Genomic DNA, 20,255 nt, shown 5'->3' on the forward strand with positions numbered 1-20,255 from the left:
CAGGAGCGCGGGCTAGCCGATATAGAAGCTGACCCCCTGGGCAAGAGGAAGGTCGGTGCCGAAGTTGATGGTGTTGGTGGCTCGGCGCATGTACTGCTTCCAGGCGTCGGAGCCGGACTCACGCCCGCCGCCGGTTTCTTTTTCGCCGCCGAAAGCCCCGCCGATCTCCGCGCCGGAGGTGCCAATATTGACGTTGGCGATGCCGCAGTCGGAGCCGCGAGCGGAAAGGAAGAGCTCGGCCTCGCGGACGTTCAACGTGAAGATGGAGGACGAGAGGCCCTGGGGAACGTCGTTCTGGAGAGCGATAGCTTCATCGAGATCGCGGTACTTGAGGACGTAGAGGATGGGGGCGAAGGTCTCGTGCTTGACGGTATTGGTTTGGGTCGCGATTTCTACGAGGGCGGGGCGGACGTAGAAGGCTTCGGGCTGGTTCGTGATCTCGACTCGTTCGCCGCCGGTGATGATTGCTCCGTCTTCCTTTGCGGCGACCAGGGCTTGCTGCATCGCTGTGAAGGCGGCTTCGTCGATGAGCGGGCCGACGAGGGTGCCGGGGGTGCGGGGGTCGCCGATGACGACTGAGGAGTAGACGCGCTTGAGTTGCGGGATGAGGGTGTCGTAGACGCTTTCGTGAACGATGAGGCGGCGGAGTGTGGTGCAGCGCTGGCCTGCGGTACCCATGGCGGAGAATGCGACGGCGCGGAGGGTGAGGTCGAGGTCAGCGGAGGGGGCTACGATGGCGGCGTTGTTACCGCCTAACTCGAGGATGGACTTGGCGAAGCGGGCGGCCAGCTTCGGGCCGACGGCGCGCCCCATGCGGGTTGAGCCGGTCGCGGAGATGAGCGGGATGAGGGGGGAGTCGACGAGGAGTTCCCCGATCGGAGCACCGCCGATGAGCAGGGTCGAGAGGCCTTCGGGGATGGTGTGGCCGGTCGCGACGGTGAACTTCGCGGCGGCGCGCTCGAAGATGGCCTGAGTCGCCAAGGCGGTGAGCGGCGTCTTCTCGGAGGGCTTCCAGACGACGGAGTTGCCGCAGACGAGCGCGAGGGCGGCGTTCCAGCTCCAGACGGCGACGGGGAAGTTGAAGGCGGAGATGATGCCGACGACGCCGAGTGGATGCCAAGTCTCCATCATGCGGTGGTTGGCGCGCTCGGAGGGCAGCGTGAGGCCGGCGAGCTGGCGGGATAGGCCGGCGGCGAAGGTGCAGATGTCGACCATCTCCTGGACCTCACCGAAGCCTTCGGAGAGGAGCTTGCCGGACTCGATGGTTACTAGCCGACCTAGTGCCGGGAGCGCGAATCGGAGCTCTTCGCCGAGGATGCGGATGAGTTCGCCACGGCGCGGGGCAGGGACGTTGCGCCACTCCTTGGCGGCAGCGTGGGCGAGCCCGATTGCGACCGTCGCCTCGACGCTCGAAATTTGCGGGAGGTGGGCAAGGGTCTCGCCGGTGATAGGCGAGCGGGCGAGGAGGTCGCCGTGGGTGTAGGCGGATGCGGGCACGCCTAGCTCCGAGAGAAGAGCGTGGACTTCAGAAGAGAGTGGCGTCGATTCGGTTGCGGCTTGCGGCGTTTCAGCGAGTGCGGACATAGTGAACTTAGTTTATGCCTCATCCGTCTGTCATGAGGTAACCCGGCTGGCAGATTCGGGATCCGTGTCTGCGCACAACTCGGTTATGTAGCCGACATCTAACTTAAATGAATTTAGGAGAACGATCATGTCTAGCTGGAAGCCTCTTGCTGTTCTAACCGCGGCGTTGCTAAGTGCTGGGTCTGTGGCTCCAGCGCAGATATCCATCGGTATTGGTGTTGAACCTGCTTGCCCGTATGGGTACTTTGACTACGCGCCGTACGATTGCGCCCCCTATGGCTACTACGGCCCGGACTGGTTTGTCGGCGGCAGATTCTACGGAGCAGGGCCATGGTTTCACGGGCCGCGCGGCTTCTACGGCCACGTCGATAACCGCTATGATCCGCACAATGGCTACCACGGACCTATGCCGGAACGTGGATCAGGAGCTTTCAATCACTTCCGCGGAAATGAGGCTAGGGATGGACAGGGACACGTCGGTCAGGCAGGACATGGGCCGGAAGGAGAGCATTCCGGCGGATTTGCTGGCGGCGGACGGCCCGGTGGCGGTCACCCTGGTGGGCATCGCTAAGTAAGAACCGTGGAACAAATTGAAAACTGAAAAAGCCCGCTGACTTTCGGCGGGCTTTTTGCATTTGTGTTGTTGCCGATTTCTTCTGCTGTTTGCGAGTAAGTTCTGGCCTGAGAGCGGGAGAATGTTTCGGGGAGATGAACTCCCTGGTGATCCTTTGCTGCGCTCAGAATGACGGCTTTCTTATTTTCCTCGCCAACTAAAGGCGATCAGGAGACTTGGGCGGTCGTGAGGGCAGGGAGTTCTGTCGTTTGGGCGAGGTCCGCTTGAGGTTCGAACGATGGCGTTTCGCGATGGATCGGCAACGTGAACGAGAAGGTGCTGCCGTTGCCTAATTCGCCGGTGATCCAGATCTGGCCGCCCTGGCGTACGACCAGGTCGTGGGCGATGTGTAGGCCAAGGCCTAGGCCATTGCGGCCGGCACGGCTGGTATCGGACTGGGCGTTCTCGGAGTGCTCCGGGCCGGGAACCTGGTAGAGGTGCTCGAAGACGCGGGCGCGCTTTTCGGGAGGGATGCCGCGACCGGTGTCGGAGACCTGCACGAGGAGAAACCCGCCATCCGTTTGTGATGCTTTGACGCCGATAAGGCCGCCCTCGGGCGTGAACTTGACGGCGTTATCGAGCAGGATGATGAGGATCTGAAGGATGCGGGTGGGATCGGCGAGTGCCAGCGGCAGCGATTTTTCGCAGTTTGATCGGAGCGCGATCTGCTTGCTGGAAGCCGGGCCCTGGATGGTGTGGAGGGCGTCGGTGACGCACTCGGATAGCTGGATCGGCTTGAGGTCGATGCTGAGCTTGCCCTCGTTGGCCTGGGTGACGGTGAGCAGGTCCTCGATCATGGACTGGAGCTGGTCGACGTTCTTGAGGACGATCTGGAGGTACTCCTGCTGCTGCGAGGTGGTGTTGCCGGCGAGGTCATCGGCAATGATCGAGGTAAAGGAGTAGATGGAGGTCAGAGGCGAGCGGAGCTCGTGGGAGACACGGGAGAGGAAGTCGTCCTTGAGCTTGAGTTCGACCTTGGCCATGCGGGTGGTCTCGTAGAAGAGGCGGCGCTGCTCGGTCACGTCGTGAAAGACGAGGACCGCGCCGAGGAGTTCGCCTTGTTCGCCGCGGATCGGCGCGGCGGAATCGTCGATGCCGAAGCGTGCGCCGTCGCGCGAGAGAAGGATGGTGTCGGGTGCGAGTTTGCCTGCCACGCCGGTGGCGATGCAGGTCATGATGGGGTTTTCGACAGGGCGGCGGGTGACGTAGTTGACGATGTTGAAGATGGAGGCGATGGGGCGGGCGAGTGCCTCTTCGCTGGTCCAGCCGGTCATGCGTTCCGCGACGGAGTTGAGCCAGACGACGTTGCCCTGGGCGTCGGTGGTGATGACGCCGTCGCCGATGGAGTGGAGGGTGACGCGGAGGAGTTCGTTCTGCTGGGCGAGTTCAGCAGTGAGGCGACGGGCCTCAGTGACGTCCCAGTTTGCGCCGATCATGCGAAGAGGTTTTCCATGTGCGTCGCGGGTCACCTGCCCAGCGGCACGGATATTGCGGATGCTGCCGTCGGGCCACAAGATGCGGAACTCGGTGTCGTAGTCGGTGTTGCCGGCGATGGCGTCCTGCATGGCGCTGATGACGCGCTCGTGATCTTCGGAGTGGAGGTGCTGACGCCAGTCGAGGGGATCGTACTGAATGTTTGCCGAGGCATCTGCACGATTGTCGGTTCGCTCGATGCCGTGAAGACGGTGCATCCAGCGGTCGCAGCGCAAAACGTTGTTCACAAGGTCCCATTCAAAGATGCCGATTCTTCCGCTGTCGGTGGCAAGAGTAAGACGTTCGTTGGCTTCGCTGAGAGCGACGCGCTCGGCGACGCGGGCGGTGACGTCTTGAAAGGTTCCGACGAGGCCAACGGCCTTGCCCTCCTTCATCTCCACGCCACCTACAGTGCGAACCCAGACGCGGCGTTTGTCAAAGCGGATGATGGACAGTTCGAGGTCCCAGCCCCGGCCGGTGCGGCATGCGGTCTCGACGGCGGCAGCGATGATGGGGCGCGAAGGTTCGTCGTAGAAGCTGAGGCCGGTCTCGAGTGTCGGGACGAAGTCCAGGGGAGCACCGTGGAGTTCGAACGTGTGAAGCGACCAGATCACTTCTCCGGTGATGAGGTCTACCTCCCATCCGCCGACGCCGGCGATGCGGCCGGTCTTATCGAGGAGTGCTTCTGCCTTGCCCGAAGGATGGGGTTGTGTGAGTTCAACCCAGGCGTGGCTCACACTGCGTGGCGTGCGCGTGAGCTTGAAGAGAAGGACTGCTGCGGCTGGGACGGAGATGACGGCGCAGAGAAGATTGAGTCCGTTGGTGTGAGGAGCGCCAATGAATCCAAAGAGAAGGCAGGTGGCGGCCGCGCCGGTTGCGGCGGAGGCTAGAGCGTGCCAGGGTTTGAAGGAGGCAGACGGGCTGGTCGGCATGAGCTAGACGGTCGTCGTTTCGCGCTGGCCGAGGTCATAGATGGTAGCGGCGCGCTCGGAGTTGGGTACCGTGTTCGGGCCGAGAACCTTCTCAATGGCTGCGAGGAGCTGCGAGTTCTTTACTGGCTTCTGGAGAAAGGCCTTTGCCTGGGCCAGGAGGACTCGTTCCTGGTTGGCGAGGCGATTTCGCCCGGATACAACAATGACGGGGATATGTGCGACAGCCTCCATGGAGTGTAGGCGTTCAAGCACAGTAAACCCATCGCCGGCCGGGAGGCCGAGGTCGAGGAGTATGAGGTTCGGCATGTGTTTGCGCGCTTCTGCAATGGCGGAGACGCCGTCGACGGCAACGCATACATCGTAGTTGTTGGCACGAAGCCTTACGGAAAGCGCGAGGCGCATCTCCGGGTCGTCATCGACGACGAGGATCTTCTTTTGTGGCAGCATTGCAAACCTCCGCGCTGGGGTGGGCTGGCGGCTCGATTGCGTGCGCGGCTGCCTGTCCAATCCCAAAGCTAGAGAGATGTACGAGGTTGGTACATCCCACTATTGAGGGCAGGATTATGCGGAGGTGTTATGGAACGCGCCGAGAACCAATGCGCAGTCGCGAATCTTCACTGCGCATCGCGTCGAGCTAGAGGCAAATGCGAAGTCGAGATAAAGGAGTCACTATGGGGCTTTCGTTGTCTTCGAGGTGAGGCGGCTCAGGAGGAACTCCTGGGCCATGGCATTGACGATGCGTCCAGCAGTCGTGGTGACGATGCCTGTCAGGACGGTGCTGGCATTGCGATCTGACTGAGGAAGATAGGTGACAGAGAGCGCCCCCGATGCAAGATCACCGCCGACGCTGGAGTAGTTGGGCTGCCATTCGCCGTTGTCCCCCTTCGCGATGAAGGGCGCCTCGAGGGCGTGGTAGAAGCGGGACTTCTTCGTACCGGTGCCCTGGTAGAAGTACCGTGGGTCCTGATGCAGGATGGAGGGAAGAGCCGCTCCGCCGATGAGGATGCCGGAGACTCCGCCGGCATAGATGGCGCCGAAGCGTTGGCCGTAACCCTTCCATCCCTGCTGGTATGAGGGCGTGTCCGCGGCTTGGTTGATGCCCGCGAGGAATGCAGTGCCCGCGATCGTCACAACGTCTGTCGAAGCACGGAAAGCGAGCTGAAACTTGAGCTTCGGCGTGAGTGGAACGAACTGCTTGTCGTAGACGACATAGAAGTTCGGGATGACACCAAGGATGCGCTGCTTCTCTTCGGAGTGGACCTGCTCGGTGGCGATCTCTTCCTGCGACTCGGCAGTGATGCTGGTCTCGACTGCAGCGACGATGAGTTTGAAGCCAGGTAGTTCGAGTTGCTGGCCTGGTGTTAGCGTGATCTCGGCCGAAGTAGCTGGCGCGAATCCCTTTGCGCTGACGGTAATGCGATAAGGCACGGCAGGGCGAAGATTTTTGAGAAGAAATGCGCCGGAAGAGTCGGACGTGGCGGTCTGCTTCTGCTGCGAGCGTGGGCCGGACGCGACGATGGTGGCGCCAGGGATCAAGCCGCCGTCCACATCCGACACCTGGCCGGAGACGGTGGATGGTTGCGGCTCTGGCGCGGAGACGAGCAACGCCTGAGAACCCACAACAGCCTGAGCTGGACTATTGCCTACAGCAAAAAGAGAAAGAAGAAAAACAAGTACGAAAGGCCTGCAACGCATAGGTGAATGGATTCCTATGAAAGAGACGCTCGCGAGGGGGTGAAAGGTTCAGAAAGTGGCGAGTTTTAACATTCAGATCTTGTGTTATGGCATCGCTTTTTTTGTAAGGAGCTCCGCTAAATGAAGCGGACGCGCGCTGGTGTTCTGCGTGATCTGTTCGCTACAACTGAATCCGTCGCTGACGATGAGCGTGTTGGTACTGGCATTTCGAACGGCAGGCAAGAGCACGCGATTGCCGAGTGTTTGCGAAACTTCATACTTATCTTTTTCGAAGCCGAAAGGCCCCGCCATGCCGCAGCAGCCGGAGTCGAGAAGTGTGACGTTTGCGCCAGTTGCTCGTAGGAGAGTCATCTCGTCGTCCATCGACATGGTGGCGCGATGGTGGCAGTGGCCGTGGACAATGATGTTGCCATTGAGTTGCGGTGGTGTGTAGTGCGGCGCGTGTTTGATCAGGAACTCACTGAGTAACAACGTTTGCTCGCGGAGTTTTTTGGCGCGGGGATCGTTGGGGAGGAGGTTGCAAAGTTCGTCGCGGAAGACAGAAGCACAGCTGGGCTCGAGGACGACGATGGGAGTTCCGGCTGCAAGCTGCGGGGCGAGGGCGTCGAGAACCCTGAGTAGATATTCCTTCGCGGTCTCGAGGAGGCCGAAGTCGTAAAGTGGGCGACCGCAGCAAAGATGCTTCGTGGGGAGTTGAACTTCGAAACCTGCTTCTTGCAGAACGCCATGAGCGGCTTGCATCGTGCTTGGGTGGAAGTAGTTGTTGAAGGTGTCGGCCCAGAGGAAGACGGATTTTGCGGTGGGACGGAGATGCAGATCGTCCACCTTCGGCGAAGGATGACCAGGATTCAGGGCTTCTTTGCTACGGGTGAAGGCTCTAGCGAACTTAGGCAGTGTCCGGTTGGGGTGGATGTGCAGTAGAGATTTTGCTAGGTGAGAGATGCCAGGGGTGGCGTTGATCGTATTGACGAGGGTAGGGAAGTAACTGGCGATGCGGGCCCACACGTCGATGCGGCCGAAGGCGTAATGCGCGAGCGGGCGTGGGCGGCCTTCGTAGTGGTGTGCAAGGAACTCGGCCTTGTAAGTGGCCATGTCGACGGAGACGGGGCACTCGGACTTGCAGGCTTTGCAGGCGAGGCAGAGATCGAGGGACTCTTTGACTTGTTCGTTGCGCCACTGGTTGGGGAGAACTTCGCCTTGCATCAACTCCCATAGAAGATGGGCGCGGCCTCGGGTGGAGTGGAGTTCCTCGCCGGTGGCCATGAAGCTGGGACACATGGTGCCGGCGTCGGTCTTGCGGCAGGCTCCTACGCCTACGCAGCGCAAGGCGGCGGAGGCGAGGCTGCCGTTGTCTTCGGCGAAGGCGAAGTGGGTTGCGGGCTTCCACGGGGCATAGTCGGCACCGAGGCGGAGGTCTTCGTGGGGCTGGTGGGCGTCGATGAGCTTGTTGGGGTTGAGCTTGTTGTCGGGATCCCAGGCGCGCTTGAAGTCGCGGAAGGCATGCATGAGTTCAGGGCCGAACATCTTGGGGAGCAGAGCGCCGCGGGCCTGACCGTCTCCGTGTTCACCCGATATCGAACCGCCGTGAGCCAGGGCGATGTCCGTGGCGCGGTCCATGAAGTCGCGGAACTTGAGGATTCCGGGGGCGGTTTCGAGATCGAAGTTGTGGCGCATATGGACGCAGCCCTGGCCGAAGTGGCCGTACATAGGGCTTTGATAGCCGAACTCGTTCATCAAGGCGTAGATGGCGCGGAGATAAGAGCCTAGCTGGACTGGATCGACGGCGGCATCTTCCCAGCCCTCCCAGCCCGTGCCTTTGCCGGGGACGAAGGCGGTTGCGCCAAGGGCGGACTCGCGGATGTGCCATACGCGTTTGGCCTCGGAGCTGGTGTAGATGCGCGGATTTACATTTGTAGCGAGCGTGGTTACAAATTGCGAGAAGGCATCCGCGAGAGCGTCAGAAGCGGTTTGCGTGTCGGCACCGAACTCGCAGAGGAGGAAACCTTCGCCGGATGGGAGTAGTTCGAGCGATGAGAGAGATTTTTGTTTGCGGCGAAGGGCTTCGAGGAGCAGGCTGTCGACGCCTTCGAGGCCGATCAATGGATGTGTGAGGAGTTGAGGGACGAAGTCGGCGGCGATGAAGATGTCTTGAAATCCAACCCCTACCAAGGTCCTAAATTGCGGGCTTCGGACTAGCTGCAAGGTTGCCGAGAGGATGATGGCGCAGGTGCCTTCGCTGCCAACGAGGGCGCGGGCTACGTTGAAATCGCCGCCGGGTAGGAGCTCGTCAAGGTTGAAGCCGGAGACGCGGCGCGGGATGCGCGGGAACTTCGTGAGGACGTGGTCGGCGTAGGTGTCGCGGATGCGTTTGAGTTCTGCGTAGATCTCGGCTTTACGTCCGCCTGCCGCGAGGATGGTGGCGAGTTCGGCTTCGGTGGTTGCGCCTACGGTGACGCGAGTGCCGTCGTAGAGAAGGAGATCGAGGGCGACGATGTTGTCGACGGTCTTGCCGCCCATCAGCGCGTGGACGCCGCAGGAGTTGTTGCCGATCATGCCGCCGAGGGTGCAGCGGCTATGGGTGGCGGGATCGGGGGCGAAGGTGAGGTTGTGCAGCTCGGCTTTTTCGCGGACGCGGTCGAGGATGGCTCCGGGTTGCACTCGCAGTGTGTTGCTCGCGAGATCCACTTCGCCGATGGCGTTCATGTACTTCGAGAAGTCTAGGATGACGGCCGCGTTGCAGGCTTGGCCGGCGAGCGAGGTGCCAGCTCCCCGGGTGAGGATGGGGGCGTTGTGTTTGCGGCAGAGGTCGACGGTGGCCATCACGTCCTGTTCGTCGCGGGGGATGACGAGGCCGATGGGGATGTGGCGGTAGTTGGACGCGTCGGTGGCGTAGAGGGCGCGGGAGGCGGCGTCGAAGCGGACTTCGCCACGGATGACAGAGGCTAGCTCTGAGGCAAGGGTGTCGACGCCGGGGAAGGTGTCGTGGGCGCGGGCGTGAGAGCTGGGGAGGATGGTGAAGGCGGATGCGGACATCATGTGCTCTCAGTGTAGCGACGAGCGCCCGTCATTGCGGCGATCCAGCAATGACGGGTACTCGGCCTGTCTAGTCATCAAGACAACCGCTACTTTGCGCCGGCGGTCATCTTGAAGATGGCTTGAGCGTTGGAGCTGTCGAAGCTTAGGTCCAGGTGCTGCTTTCCGTCCTGCTCTTCGGGCAGCGGGAGACGGGTGATGAACTCGTAGAACGAACCGGGTACTTCTTTTTCGATCGGGTCGCCACTTGCGGTGCGGAACCAGCGTTTGACGCGGGCGGCGAGGAAGGCGGTCTGGCGGACGCGACCGGATTGGGAGGTCTCGACGGTGGGCTTCATGGGCTGGCCGAGGGCCTTCTGTTCGGCGGCGAGGGCGTCGACGTCGGGGACGCGGTCGGTGGCGTGGTTGAACGCATTGCCTTCAGTCGAGATCCAGGCCATCTCGGCGGATTCGGCGAGGAGGGTGTCGTAGTCGGCGAGCGTGGGGGTGGCGTGCTGGCGGGTGAAGCAGCGGGTGAGCAGCGGTAGCAGGCGGGCGGCGGCTTCGCGGGGCAGCGCGTGTTCTTTGTCGAGTTCGGCGAGGAGCTTGACCGCTTCAGGGGCGAGCGGGTCGACGGAAGTCCCGGTGACGTGGGCGACGGCTTGCTGGAAGGTAGGGGAGAAGCGGTCGGGGTGGAGCTCCGAGACGAAGAACTGGGCGATGGCTTCTGGGAACTCGACCTGGGCGTGGGATCGGCCGGTCATCTTGAGGCGCTCGAGGGGATAGACGCCGTTGAGGGCGTAGCCGAGCGGGCGGAGGATGCGGGTGATGGCCTCTTCGCCGGCGGGGAGGGTGCCCATGTTGGCGAGAAGAACGGTGCGGACGGCGCCGTGGTCGTGCATGATTTTGCGGCCTGCGAGACGGCAGTCTGAGGCGTAGGTCTTGGCGGCGGGGACGCGCTCGAGGAGGTCTTCGAAGAGAAGCATGTTGAGGGCCTGGGCGATGACGCCTCTTGAGGCTTTGGGCTCGTTTTCTTCGAGGAGGGCTTGGGGGATTTGGAGGATGCGGAGAAGACGGTCGGTGCGGGTGAGGCCGATTACCGGTTCGAGGATGATCTTCAGGGTGGACATTTGTGCTCCTTACTTTGTCTCTTGTGAGACGCGCGTTCGGGGTGGAAAGGTTCGAGCGGTTTCGGTGGCGTGGGCGGAGATGCAGGTCGTTCGACTACGGCACTCGCGATGAAACTGTGAGTGTCTCCGCTCAGGATGACGAGTTCTTGGCACTATCAGCACAACGACAAGCGCAGCTCCCCTTCGGGGATGACAAACAAATGGGCCAGCCGACGATAAACGGCGGGGCCAAGAGGTTAGTTGTGCGCGGCGATGATGACGCACTCTTCTAGTATGTCGAGGGCTACTTCCATCTCTTCGGGTGTGACGACCAGTGGAGGGCAGAGGCGGATGCTGGTCTCGCCGCAGCCGAGGAGCAGGAGGCCGCGCTCGAAGGCGAGGTCGACGATGCGGTTGCGGAGGTCCGGAGCGGGGGTGCGGGTGATGGTGTCTTTGACGATCTCGACGCCGATCATGAGGCCTCGGCCGCGGACGTCGCCGACGATAGGGTGCTTGCCGATGCCTTTTTCGGAGACCCAGGTTTGCAGGCGTTCGATGGCGGCGGTGCCTACGGCGGCGGCGTTGGCCATGGCTTCGCGTTCAATGATGTCGATGGTGGCGAGGCAGGCGGCGAGGGCGACCGGGTTGCCGCCGAAGGTGCTGGCGTGCGAGCCAGGGACCCAGTCCATGATGTGCGCCTTGGCCATGCAGACGCTGAGCGGCATGCCGCTGGCGATGCCCTTGGCCATGGTGACGATGTCGGGCTGGACGCCGGTGTGCTCGATCGCCGTCCACTTGCCGGTGCGGCCAGCGCCGGACTGGACCTCGTCGGCGATCATGAGGATGCCGTGGCGGTCGCAGATGCGACGGATCTCTTCGAGAAAAATGTTCGGCGGGACTACATAACCTCCCTCACCTTGAATCGGTTCGACGATGATGGCGGCGACCTCTTCGGGCGGGAGGTGGGTCTTGAAGAGCTTGTCTTCGATGTAGCGGGCGCAGCCGAGACCGAAGGCTTCCGCTGCCTGCGGACCGCCGCTGCAGCCGCGATAGACGTAGGGGTAGCGAACGTGTGTGACGCCGGGAACGAAGGGACCGAAGCGGCGTTTCTGCTGCGGCTTTGAGGCGGTGAGCGAGAGCGCGCCCATGGTGCGTCCGTGGAAGCTGCCGAGAAAGCTGATGATGTGCTGGCGGCCAGTGTGGTAGCGGGCGAGCTTGAGGGCGCACTCGACGGCTTCGGCGCCGGAGTTGCCGTAGTAGAACTTGTGCGGGCCAGCCATGGGGGCAAGCGCGGAGAGACGCTCGGCGACCCGGGGCATCAGGTCGTAGTAGAAGTCGGTGCCCGACATGTGCAGGAACTTCGCGGCTTGCGCTTGAATCGCTGCCACAACCTCCGGGTGACAATGCCCGGTGGAGTTGACGGCGATGCCGGCGGTGAAGTCGAGGAACTCGTTCGTGTCTACGTCGGTGAGGCGACAGCCGCGGCCAGATTGGACGACGAGTGGGTAGTCGCGGGTATAGCTGGGCGACATGAGAGCTTCGTCGCGGGCGATGATGGCGGCGGCGTTGGGGCCCGGGAGAGGAGTGTTAAGGCGCGGGCCGAAGTCTTCGTGGAGCTGTGCGTTCGGGGTGGTGGCTTCGGGGATGTGGAGGGTGGCGCTCATGGGATGCTCCTGCCGGAACGGAGTTCGGGCGTGGTTGGGAGATCGCTGCTGTTCTGCTGCCTGTTCGAGTGCAGGGCAGGGAAGCTGAGGCTGGATTGTTTGGGGAGTTAGTCGCCGAAGAGGTTGGGGCGGGAGTGGGAGGGGATGGTGGCTGCGAGAATCTTTGCGATGCGCATTGTCCGTGCCCCCTTGCGGGCAAGTATAGCGCGGGAAGGTGAAGGTTGGGTATGCGTGTGGTGCATCTTCGGTGGGATTGTGTCGGTTCGGGAGGAAAGCGGTAGCGTGTGGCGCGAATGTCCCATCTTAGCGACGATACGACCGTCGCGAAGGTAGGGCACCCGGCCCTGGCTGGTTTACTGTTTACTGGTGGTTTGAGGAGGGAACGAGATGACACAGGACGAAGCGAAGCGGCTGGTGGCGAAGCGGGCGGTGGAGTTTGTCGAGGACGGCATGGCCGTCGGACTCGGGACCGGGTCGACTTCGCGGATGTTTATTGAAGAGCTCGGCGCGAAGGTGAAGGCTTCGGGGATCAAGATTCGATGCGTGGCATCGTCGGATGCGAGTAAGGCGCTGGGAGAGTCGCTCGGGCTAGAGGTGGTGTCGCTTGCGGAATTGCCGGAGCTGGATGTTTATATCGATGGCGCGGATGAAGTGGCTCGCGATGCGGACGGGAGCCTCGCGTTGATCAAGGGCGGCGGCGGAGCGCTGCTGCGGGAGAAGATCGTTGCCAGCTCGGCAAAGAAGTTCATCGTCGTCGTAGATTCGTCGAAGGTGGTGGCGAAGCTGGGGAAGTTTCCGCTGCCAATCGAGGTGATCAAGATGGCGCTGCCGCTGGTGGAAGGCAAGCTGACGGAGTTGGGGCTGAATCCGAAGCAGAGGAAGGCGAAGGATGGGTCGGTTTATCTGACGGATGAGAACAATTACATTCTGGATTGTTCGGTGGGGGTGATCGAGAACCCGGAGGAGACGGCGGCGGAGGTTCGTGGGATTGTGGGCGTAGTGGAGCATGGGTTGTTTCTGGGGATGGCAGCTATGGCGCTTGTGGCTGGAGATGATGGCGTGACGGAGATGCAGGGGTAAAGCGTGGGTGGGCTTGCGTGGCGGTCCCACTCATCGCGTGAAACAACGGCGCGATGAATGGGGCACGAGTTTGGGGCTTTGGTGGCGGAAAGCTTCGGACGAATTGGGTGATGTGAGCGGTGTGGCGGGTCCTTCGCTTCGCTCAGGATGACGGCAAGAACGAACAACGGCAAGAACGAAAAGGGCTACTCGGGTTTGGCGAGGGCGTTTTCTTTGTAGGCCTTTTGCAGGATGGTGAAGGCTTGTTTCTTCTGGCCAGTGTCGGAGATGAGGCCTTTGCGGTTGAAGCCGTCCTGCACTCCTGGCAACAGGCGGACGGGGGAGCGGAAGTCCATCAGGAGCCAGGGGGTGGTTCCGCGGAGCTGGGGGATTTTGCTGAGCATGGTGATCTGGTTGCGATAGATGGCGGCCTGAAACTCTTCGGTCCAGCGCTGGGTTTCGGGGCCGTGGAGACCGGCTTTGGCGCCGCCGCCGAACTCGCTCATGATGACGGGCTTGTCGTAGCGGATGTCCCACTTTACGTTCAGGATCTTTTCCGGGGACATCTCGTACCAGCCGGCGTACTCGTTGGTGCCGAGGACGTCGAGGGATTTGCCGAGCGGGTCGTCGACGATCTTGGTGTCGCCTTCGCCGCGGACTAGGAGAGCGGCGGTGACGAGGCGGGTGGGGTCGATCTCATGGGCGTGGTCGGCCAGCTTGGTGAGGAAAGCGGTGCGGGCGGGGGTGTTGGGGGTCTCGTTGGCGATGGACCAGAGGATGACGGAGGCCTTGTTGCGGTCGCGGCGGACGTTTTCGCCGAGTTGCTGCTTGGCTTTGACGAGCAGGGCGGGGTCGTCGAAGTGGACGGCCCAGTAGACGGGGACTTCGCTCCAGACCATGATGCCTCGGCGGTCGGCTTCGCGGGTCATGCGCTCGTCGTGGGGGTAGTGGGCGAGGCGGACGAAGTTGCAGTTGAGCTGCTGGAGCCAGTCGAAGAGGGTCTTGACGTCGGCGTCAGTGTTGACGCGGCCGCCGCGCATGGGAGCTTCGGCGTGGACGTTGATGCCGTTGAGGGCGATGGGCTTGCCGTTGAGCAGGATGTGCGTGCCGGAGACTTCGATGGTGCGGAAGCCGATGTCATCGGTGAGCTTGTCTGAGCCGGAGGAGAGTTCGACTTTGTAGAGTTTGGGGTTGCCGGGTGCCCAGAGATTGAGGCTGGCTGGGGCGATGGAGATGGCGGCGCGACCGGATGCGTCGGTGGTGGCGTTGATGTCTACGTGGGCTTCGGGGATGGTGAGGTGGACGGCGGTGTTGGCGGGCGCGTCGGCAACGTGGACGTAGCCTTCGATGGTCTTGTGGTCGGTACGGCTTAGGTGAAGGTCGTAGTCGTCGATGAAGGCGGTCGGGACGGAGACGAGGGAGACGTCGCGGGTGAGGCCGCCGTAGTTGTACCAGTCGGTCTTGAGGGTGGGAATGCCATCGGCGAGGCGGGTGTCGTCGACGGCGATGACGGCGAAGTTCTTGCCCGGCTTGAGGGCGGCGGTGGCGTCGCAGTCGAAGGGGGTGAAGCCGCCTTCGTGGTCGCAGATGTGCTGGCCGTTGATGAAGACGCGAGCGCGGTAGTTGGCGGCTCCGATGTGGATGAAAGTGCGGCTGCCTGGCTTCGGGGTGAAGTCGAAGTCGCGCTGATACCAGAAGAGGCCTTCGTAATTCAGGAGGGCGATGTTCTGGGTGTTCCAATCACCCGGTACCTTAACGGTGGGCGAGCGGGAGAAGCTGTACTCGATCAAGCCGTTGTTGGCGGCGTTGTTGGAGTTGGCTTCAGGCTCGCGGTTCTCGAAGAAGCCGTGTTTGTTGATGGCACCCTGGAAGTCGGAGAGGCCGGCGGAGTAGGGGTCGAGGATGTAGTGCCAGGGACCGTTGAGGGATTGGGAGGGGCGGTGGTCGGCGTCTACGAGGACGGTCGGGGTGGACTGGGCGGCGGCAGAGGCGGAGATGAGGGCGGCGAGGGCTAGGCTTAGGATTTTCATGGATAAAGTCGTCGTGGAAATAGTACGCCAAATTGGTCTGACCACGCTTTTTGTGGTGCTCGTTCTTGGGTTAGTGACATAAAGGTTCAAACGGTTTGGGTTAGTGGGGGTTCGTCGTGGTCCTTCGCTTCGCTCAGAATGACGGCAATAACGGACAACGGCAGGAACAAATGCAGATCCTCCGCATCGCGAAGGATGACAACCCAAAAGTGCAAAGGCCAATGCGGGGTTCTCTCCACTGCGCTTCGCTCCGGTCGAGATGACGGTTCCGCGGGGGCGAGTGGAAATGCGAGTCGAGATGACGCTTCTGTCCGGTGAGCGGGATTGAGATGGACTGTTAAGAAGCTGGCGGGATAGGATCGGCCATGACTTTGAAACCAGAGAAGCCCAAAGAAAAAACAGAGAAGCCTACAGAGAACCGGCCAGTCAACCTGAAGGTGATGGCGGAGTATCTGGATCTGTCGCCGGCGACGGTGTCGATTGTGTTGAACGATGCTCCGGGGGCGAAGTCGATTGCGCCGGCTACGCGGGAGCGGGTGCTTGCTGCGGCAAAGAAGCTGGACTACAGGCCGAATACGATTGCACGATCGTTGAGAATGCGGCAGACGTTGACGATCGGCGTGATCGTGCCGGAGCTGAGTGAAGGCTACTTCACCATGGTCATGAACGGCGTGGAGCGGACGCTGATGGAGGCGGGTTACATCTACATGGTGCTGTGCCATCAGGGGCGGGCGGACCTGATCGATGAGTATCCGCGGCTGCTGATCAAGCGGGCGGTGGATGGGTTCATCCTGGTGAATACGACTCTGAACGAGACGGTGAACCAGCCGGTGGTGTCGATCTCCGGGCACAAGAAGATGAAGGGCGTGAGCAACATCGTGCTGGACCATGACCGGTCGGCGGCGCTGGCGTTGAAGCATCTGCGCGACCAGGGGCACAAGCGAATCGTGTTCATGAAGGGGCAGAAGCATATCCCCGACTCCGAGACGCGATGGGAGAGCATTTTGAAGGTCGCGAAGACGATGGGCGTGGCGGTGCATCCGGAGCTTTGCGTGTATCTGGAGGCGAACTCTTCATCGCCGGAACTGGGGTATCCGGTGATTCGCGACCTGCTGAAGAAGACGCGGGATTTTACGGCGATCTTCAGCTTCAACGATATTGCGGCGATTGGCGCGGTGCGGGCGCTGGCGGATGTGGGGCTGTCGGTGCCGGGGGATGTGTCGGTGGTGGGCTTCGACGATATTGCTAGCGCGATGTATCAGACCCCGAGTTTGACGACGATTCGTCAGCCACTGCATAAGATGGGCGAGGCTGCGGCGCAACTGCTGGTGAAACGGATTGCGAAGCCGCACGAGGCGTATCCGGAGGAGATGACGTTCGAGCCGGAGCTGATGGTGAGGGAGTCTTCGGGAGCGGCCAGGGTGGTTGTTGCGAAAGCGCGAGGTGATGCGCATGAGACCAAGCCGGCGCTGAAGGTGGCTCGGGCGAAGCGGTAATGCGTGCGCTTCTGTACAGGTGCGTGGCGGGCGCGTTAGATTAGCTTGGGACGTATATATCTCGATAAAAATCGTTTTAGGTTGGCTTCGGTTGGTTGTGTCGACGAAGCCTCCGATGGGAGCAGGGAATGAATCGGTCGGCTAGACGGCTTGGTGTGGTCGCAGTTGCGGCGGGAATGGTCATCGGGATTCAGGCGTCGGCGCAGACTTTGACGCTGGAGCGCGGCAAGTCGACGGTGATGGTGGAGCCGTATGCGCCGAATGTTGTACGCGTCACGCTGAGTTTGATGAAGGATGAGGCTCTGGCTGAGCCGGGATACGGGATCGTAGCGAAGGCGATACAGGAGGGTTGGTCGGCGAGCAAGGATGGAGACCGCGATGTGCTGAGGTCGTCGCGGATGGTGGTCACGGTGACTCCGCCGCCGCACCCGGGTGGGCCGATGCCGGAGACTTCAAAGTTCTTCTCAGGATCCGCGCCTTATGTCGGCATCACGTTCAAGACGCCTGAGGGCAAGACGCTTGTCGATATGGGCGGATGGCAGATGGCCACGCCGAACCATAAGGACGGAACGTATGGGGTGGAGTACGACCGACGTCCGACGGACAAGCCGTTCTTCACGGTAGGTGCGAACTTCTCTGCGCAGAAAGACGAGCACTACTACGGGCTGGGGCAGAATCAAGAGGGGTATCTCGATCGGCGTGGGCATGTAGTGCATTGCGAGCATGACTACAACGCTCCCGGAGGGCAGAGCGTATGTGTTCCTTTTGTAGTTACAAATAAGGGATATGGGATTCTGTGGGACAACCCATCGAAGACGACGGTCGCGTTTGCGTTGAACAACTCGACGAACTTCGTCTCAGATGTGGGACAGCGGGTGTCGTTCTTCGTGATCGCTGGCAAGACGTACGACGAGATCTACGAGGGCTACCGGCTGCTGACGGGCGATACGCCGATGCTGCCGAAGTCGGCGTATGGCTATATCCAGTGCAAGCAGAGGTACCGGAGCCAGGCGGAGATTCTCGCCGTTGCAAAGGGATATCGTGAACGGCATCTGCCGATCGATGACCTGGTGATCGACTGGTTCACCTACACGAAGATGGGGCAGATGGACATGGACCCAGCGATGTGGCCGGACCCCACCGAGATGAACAAGGAACTGCACGCGATGAACTTCCACGTGATGATCAGCGTGTGGCCGCGGTTCGTTCCGGAGAGCCGGTTCTACGACACGATCAAGAAGAACGACTGGTTTGAAAAGCTTGCGGATGGCACGCCGACGAATGGGCTGCCATATGACCTTGCGGGATCAGACATCGATACGACGAACCCGGATGCGGCGAAGTGGTACTGGAATGTAGTCAATGAGAACTATGTGAAGAAGGGCTTCGATTCGTTCTGGGCGGATGAGACCGAGCCGGACCTGAGCCCTGGGAACAGCTACTTCCATGTTGGGCCGGGGACGCAGTTTTTCAATGTGTATCCGCTATTTCATACAGGGGCGTTCTATAACGGAATGCGCAAGGACATGAAGGAGCGGGCGCTGATCCTGGCTCGCGACTCGTATCTCGGAGCGCAGCATAACGGGGCGATCTTCTGGTCTTCGGACATTAGCCCGACCTGGGACGTGTTGAAGCGGCAGGTGCCTACGGGGATCAACTTTGTCGCCTCGGGTTCGCCTTACTGGAGCACGGACATTGGCGGATGGCAGGACATTCCGATGCAGCATACGCCGGAGCGGACGCCGCTGATCGATCCTTCGGATGCGCGGGACAATGTCGGGCATAACGATGACTATCCGGAGCTGTATACGCGGTGGTTTGAGTATGGGGCGTTTCAGCCGAACTTCCGCACGCATGGTGGCCGGAAGTTCAACGAGGTGTGGTCGTATGGCAAGCAGGCGCAGCCGATTCTGGAGAAGTACCTGAAGCTGCGGTATGAGTTGATGCCTTATATCTACTCGCTGGGCTACGGGACGCATGTGACGGGGGCGCCCTTTATGCGTGGTCTGTTCATGGACTTTGGCGATGATCCGAAGGTCGCGAACATCGGCGATGAGTATATGTTTGGCCCGGCGCTGCTGGTGGCTCCGGTGACCGAGCAGGGTGTGACGACGCGCGAGGTCTATCTGCCGGCGGGGACGGACTGGTACAACTTCTGGACGAATGAGAAGGTGCATGGTGGACAGACGATCAGTGTGAACGCGCCGATTGATACGCTGCCTCTGTTTGTAAAGGCGGGTTCGATTTTGCCGATGGGCTCCTATGTAGAGAGCACCAACGAGGTGCAGAAGATCGCAAAGGTCAAGGTGTATCCGGGAGCGGATGGGAGCTTCGAGCTCTACAACGATGATGGCAAGACGTATGCGTATGAGAGCGGCAAGTTCGAAGTGACCAAGCTTAAGTGGGATGATGCGGCGGGGAAGCTGAGTGGGAGCGGGGCAACGGTGGAGGTGGTGGGGAAGTAGATGGTGGCTCGGACAGGAAGGCATACTTCAGGGGCTAAAGCCCGCGTTTTTGGCGGGTCTTATCGCCAAGGCTGAAGCCTTGGCTACCTAGAAGCAAACGCAAAAAGGCCAGCACCCTCACGCATTGAGGATGCTGGCCTTTTAGGTGGCTAGCGGAATCTGGCGAGTCGGCCAGACGATCTTCGCGGCGAGCAGGATGAGGGCGATCCAGTAAAGGTCTGCGCCGAGCAGGTGAAGGACTTGCATCCATATGGGGGCGAGGAGAAGCACGTCCGCTATGCCTAGGACGAACTGTGCGCCTAACAGGGCGACGACGATGCGAGCTAATGGTGTGCGAAGACCTGTGGTGCGGAGCATGAGGAGGACGCAGGCTGTGCCGATGAGCGCTGCGGCAGGGTGCATCCAGCGCATGCGGACAAGGATGGGTGAGGCGGAGGACATGTCAGCGGCGAGGGCAGCGGTCAGGCTGGGTGAGGGGAAGAGTGTGTCTGCGAGTGCGGCTAGCGAACCGGTGGCGGCTATGAAGAGCGTTGCGACGATGGAGATAATCGCGGCGGGCCGGCCCGAACGTGGTCCCGCGATGGGGTGGGTGTCTGGAGTGAGGTAGAACGCCGTCAGCGCGAGTGCGGCCATGAAGAGCATCGTGTTGGTGAGGTGGATGCACTGGGCGATGTCGCGGCCGGTGGAGATGTTGCCTTCGACCCAATGGCGCAGGACCAGCATCGCGCCCAGCAACGCTTCGGTGACGAGAAGGAAGGCAGCCCAGAGGACAGCCTTGCGGGCGCGGTGGCCGGGCGGCGTGACCCGGAAGGTGAAGACGCCGAGGATTACCAGTAGAGCCGTGCAGATGCCTGATGTAGACCGGTGCGTGAACTCGATGATGGTGGCGAGGCGGGGGTGGTGCGGGACGAAGTCTCCGTTGCAGAGAGGCCAGTTGCTGCCGCAGCCTCCGCCAGAGCCAGTGGCGCGCACGACCGCTCCCCAGAGGACAACGAAGAGGAAGAAGCCGAGAGTGACCCAGGCGAAGCGGGCGGTGGCTCGGGTATTCTTTGCGGGGGCGAGGACGGTGGCTGTTGCCATACCGACATTCTACGACTGAGGGCTGGGTGGGCGTCGTACGTCC

General features: G+C 61.4%; 13 protein-coding genes. 4 read left to right on the top strand and 9 right to left on the bottom strand.

Annotated features, from left to right (window positions below; genetic code table 11):
* Positions 1-12: 12 nt before the first annotated feature.
* The gene (gene amaB / locus HDF16_RS22780; protein ID WP_184221978.1) at positions 13-1,584 is read right to left on the bottom strand and encodes an L-piperidine-6-carboxylate dehydrogenase; all 1,572 of its coding nucleotides are present in this window, start codon (positions 1,582-1,584) and stop codon (positions 13-15) included.
* Positions 1,585-1,711: 127 nt separating this feature from the next.
* On the opposite strand from amaB, the gene HDF16_RS22785 reads away from it, so the two are divergent.
* Positions 1,712-2,155, top strand: a complete 444-nt coding sequence (locus HDF16_RS22785; protein WP_184221980.1) for a hypothetical protein — start codon at positions 1,712-1,714, stop codon at positions 2,153-2,155.
* Between the two features lie 209 nt (positions 2,156-2,364).
* Here HDF16_RS22785 and HDF16_RS22790 read toward each other — a convergent pair whose 3' ends face one another.
* The 6 genes from HDF16_RS22790 to HDF16_RS22815 form a co-directional block, all read right to left on the bottom strand.
* Positions 2,365-4,602, bottom strand: coding sequence for a PAS domain-containing protein (locus HDF16_RS22790; RefSeq protein ID WP_184221982.1), 2,238 nt, complete (start codon positions 4,600-4,602; stop codon positions 2,365-2,367).
* Between the two features lie 3 nt (positions 4,603-4,605).
* Positions 4,606-5,049: a response regulator gene (locus tag HDF16_RS22795; RefSeq protein WP_184221984.1), complete on the bottom strand. Its 444-nt coding sequence runs from the start codon at positions 5,047-5,049 to the stop codon at positions 4,606-4,608.
* A 222-nt stretch (positions 5,050-5,271) separates the two neighbouring features.
* Positions 5,272-6,297 carry a carboxypeptidase-like regulatory domain-containing protein gene (locus HDF16_RS22800; RefSeq protein ID WP_184221986.1) on the bottom strand — a complete coding sequence of 342 codons (1,026 nt, stop codon included), beginning with the start codon at positions 6,295-6,297 and terminating at the stop codon, positions 5,272-5,274.
* An 84-nt stretch (positions 6,298-6,381) separates the two neighbouring features.
* Positions 6,382-9,330, bottom strand: a complete 2,949-nt coding sequence (locus HDF16_RS22805; protein ID WP_184222056.1) for an FAD-binding and (Fe-S)-binding domain-containing protein — start codon at positions 9,328-9,330, stop codon at positions 6,382-6,384.
* A gap of 89 nt (positions 9,331-9,419) precedes the next feature.
* Positions 9,420-10,439 (bottom strand): DUF1338 domain-containing protein, encoded by a 1,020-nt coding sequence (locus HDF16_RS22810; protein ID WP_184221988.1) that lies wholly within the window; start codon positions 10,437-10,439, stop codon positions 9,420-9,422.
* Positions 10,440-10,675: 236 nt separating this feature from the next.
* Positions 10,676-12,082 (bottom strand): acetyl ornithine aminotransferase family protein, encoded by a 1,407-nt coding sequence (locus HDF16_RS22815; RefSeq protein ID WP_184221990.1) that lies wholly within the window; start codon positions 12,080-12,082, stop codon positions 10,676-10,678.
* Positions 12,083-12,469: 387 nt separating this feature from the next.
* Between HDF16_RS22815 and rpiA the strand changes: the two genes are divergently transcribed.
* Positions 12,470-13,162 (top strand): ribose-5-phosphate isomerase RpiA, encoded by a 693-nt coding sequence (gene rpiA, locus HDF16_RS22820; protein WP_184221992.1) that lies wholly within the window; start codon positions 12,470-12,472, stop codon positions 13,160-13,162.
* A 185-nt stretch (positions 13,163-13,347) separates the two neighbouring features.
* Here the strand turns inward: rpiA and HDF16_RS22825 are convergent, their stop codons facing one another.
* Positions 13,348-15,171 (bottom strand): glycoside hydrolase family 2 protein, encoded by a 1,824-nt coding sequence (locus HDF16_RS22825; RefSeq protein ID WP_184221994.1) that lies wholly within the window; start codon positions 15,169-15,171, stop codon positions 13,348-13,350.
* 365 nt (positions 15,172-15,536) lie between these two features.
* Between HDF16_RS22825 and HDF16_RS22830 the strand changes: the two genes are divergently transcribed.
* A complete protein-coding gene (locus HDF16_RS22830) occupies positions 15,537-16,667 on the top strand; it encodes a LacI family DNA-binding transcriptional regulator (RefSeq protein ID WP_184221996.1) in 1,131 nt (376 codons plus the stop codon).
* 128 nt (positions 16,668-16,795) lie between these two features.
* Complete coding sequence (locus HDF16_RS22835) at positions 16,796-19,132, top strand: TIM-barrel domain-containing protein (RefSeq protein WP_184221998.1); 2,337 nt, start codon at positions 16,796-16,798, stop codon at positions 19,130-19,132.
* A gap of 141 nt (positions 19,133-19,273) precedes the next feature.
* Here the strand turns inward: HDF16_RS22835 and HDF16_RS22840 are convergent, their stop codons facing one another.
* Positions 19,274-20,212, bottom strand: coding sequence for a COX15/CtaA family protein (locus tag HDF16_RS22840; RefSeq protein WP_184222000.1), 939 nt, complete (start codon positions 20,210-20,212; stop codon positions 19,274-19,276).
* Positions 20,213-20,255: the final 43 nt, after the last annotated feature.

The sequence above is a fragment of the Granulicella aggregans genome, from assembly GCF_014203275.1.
Taxonomy (GTDB): Bacteria; Acidobacteriota; Terriglobia; order Terriglobales; family Acidobacteriaceae; genus Edaphobacter.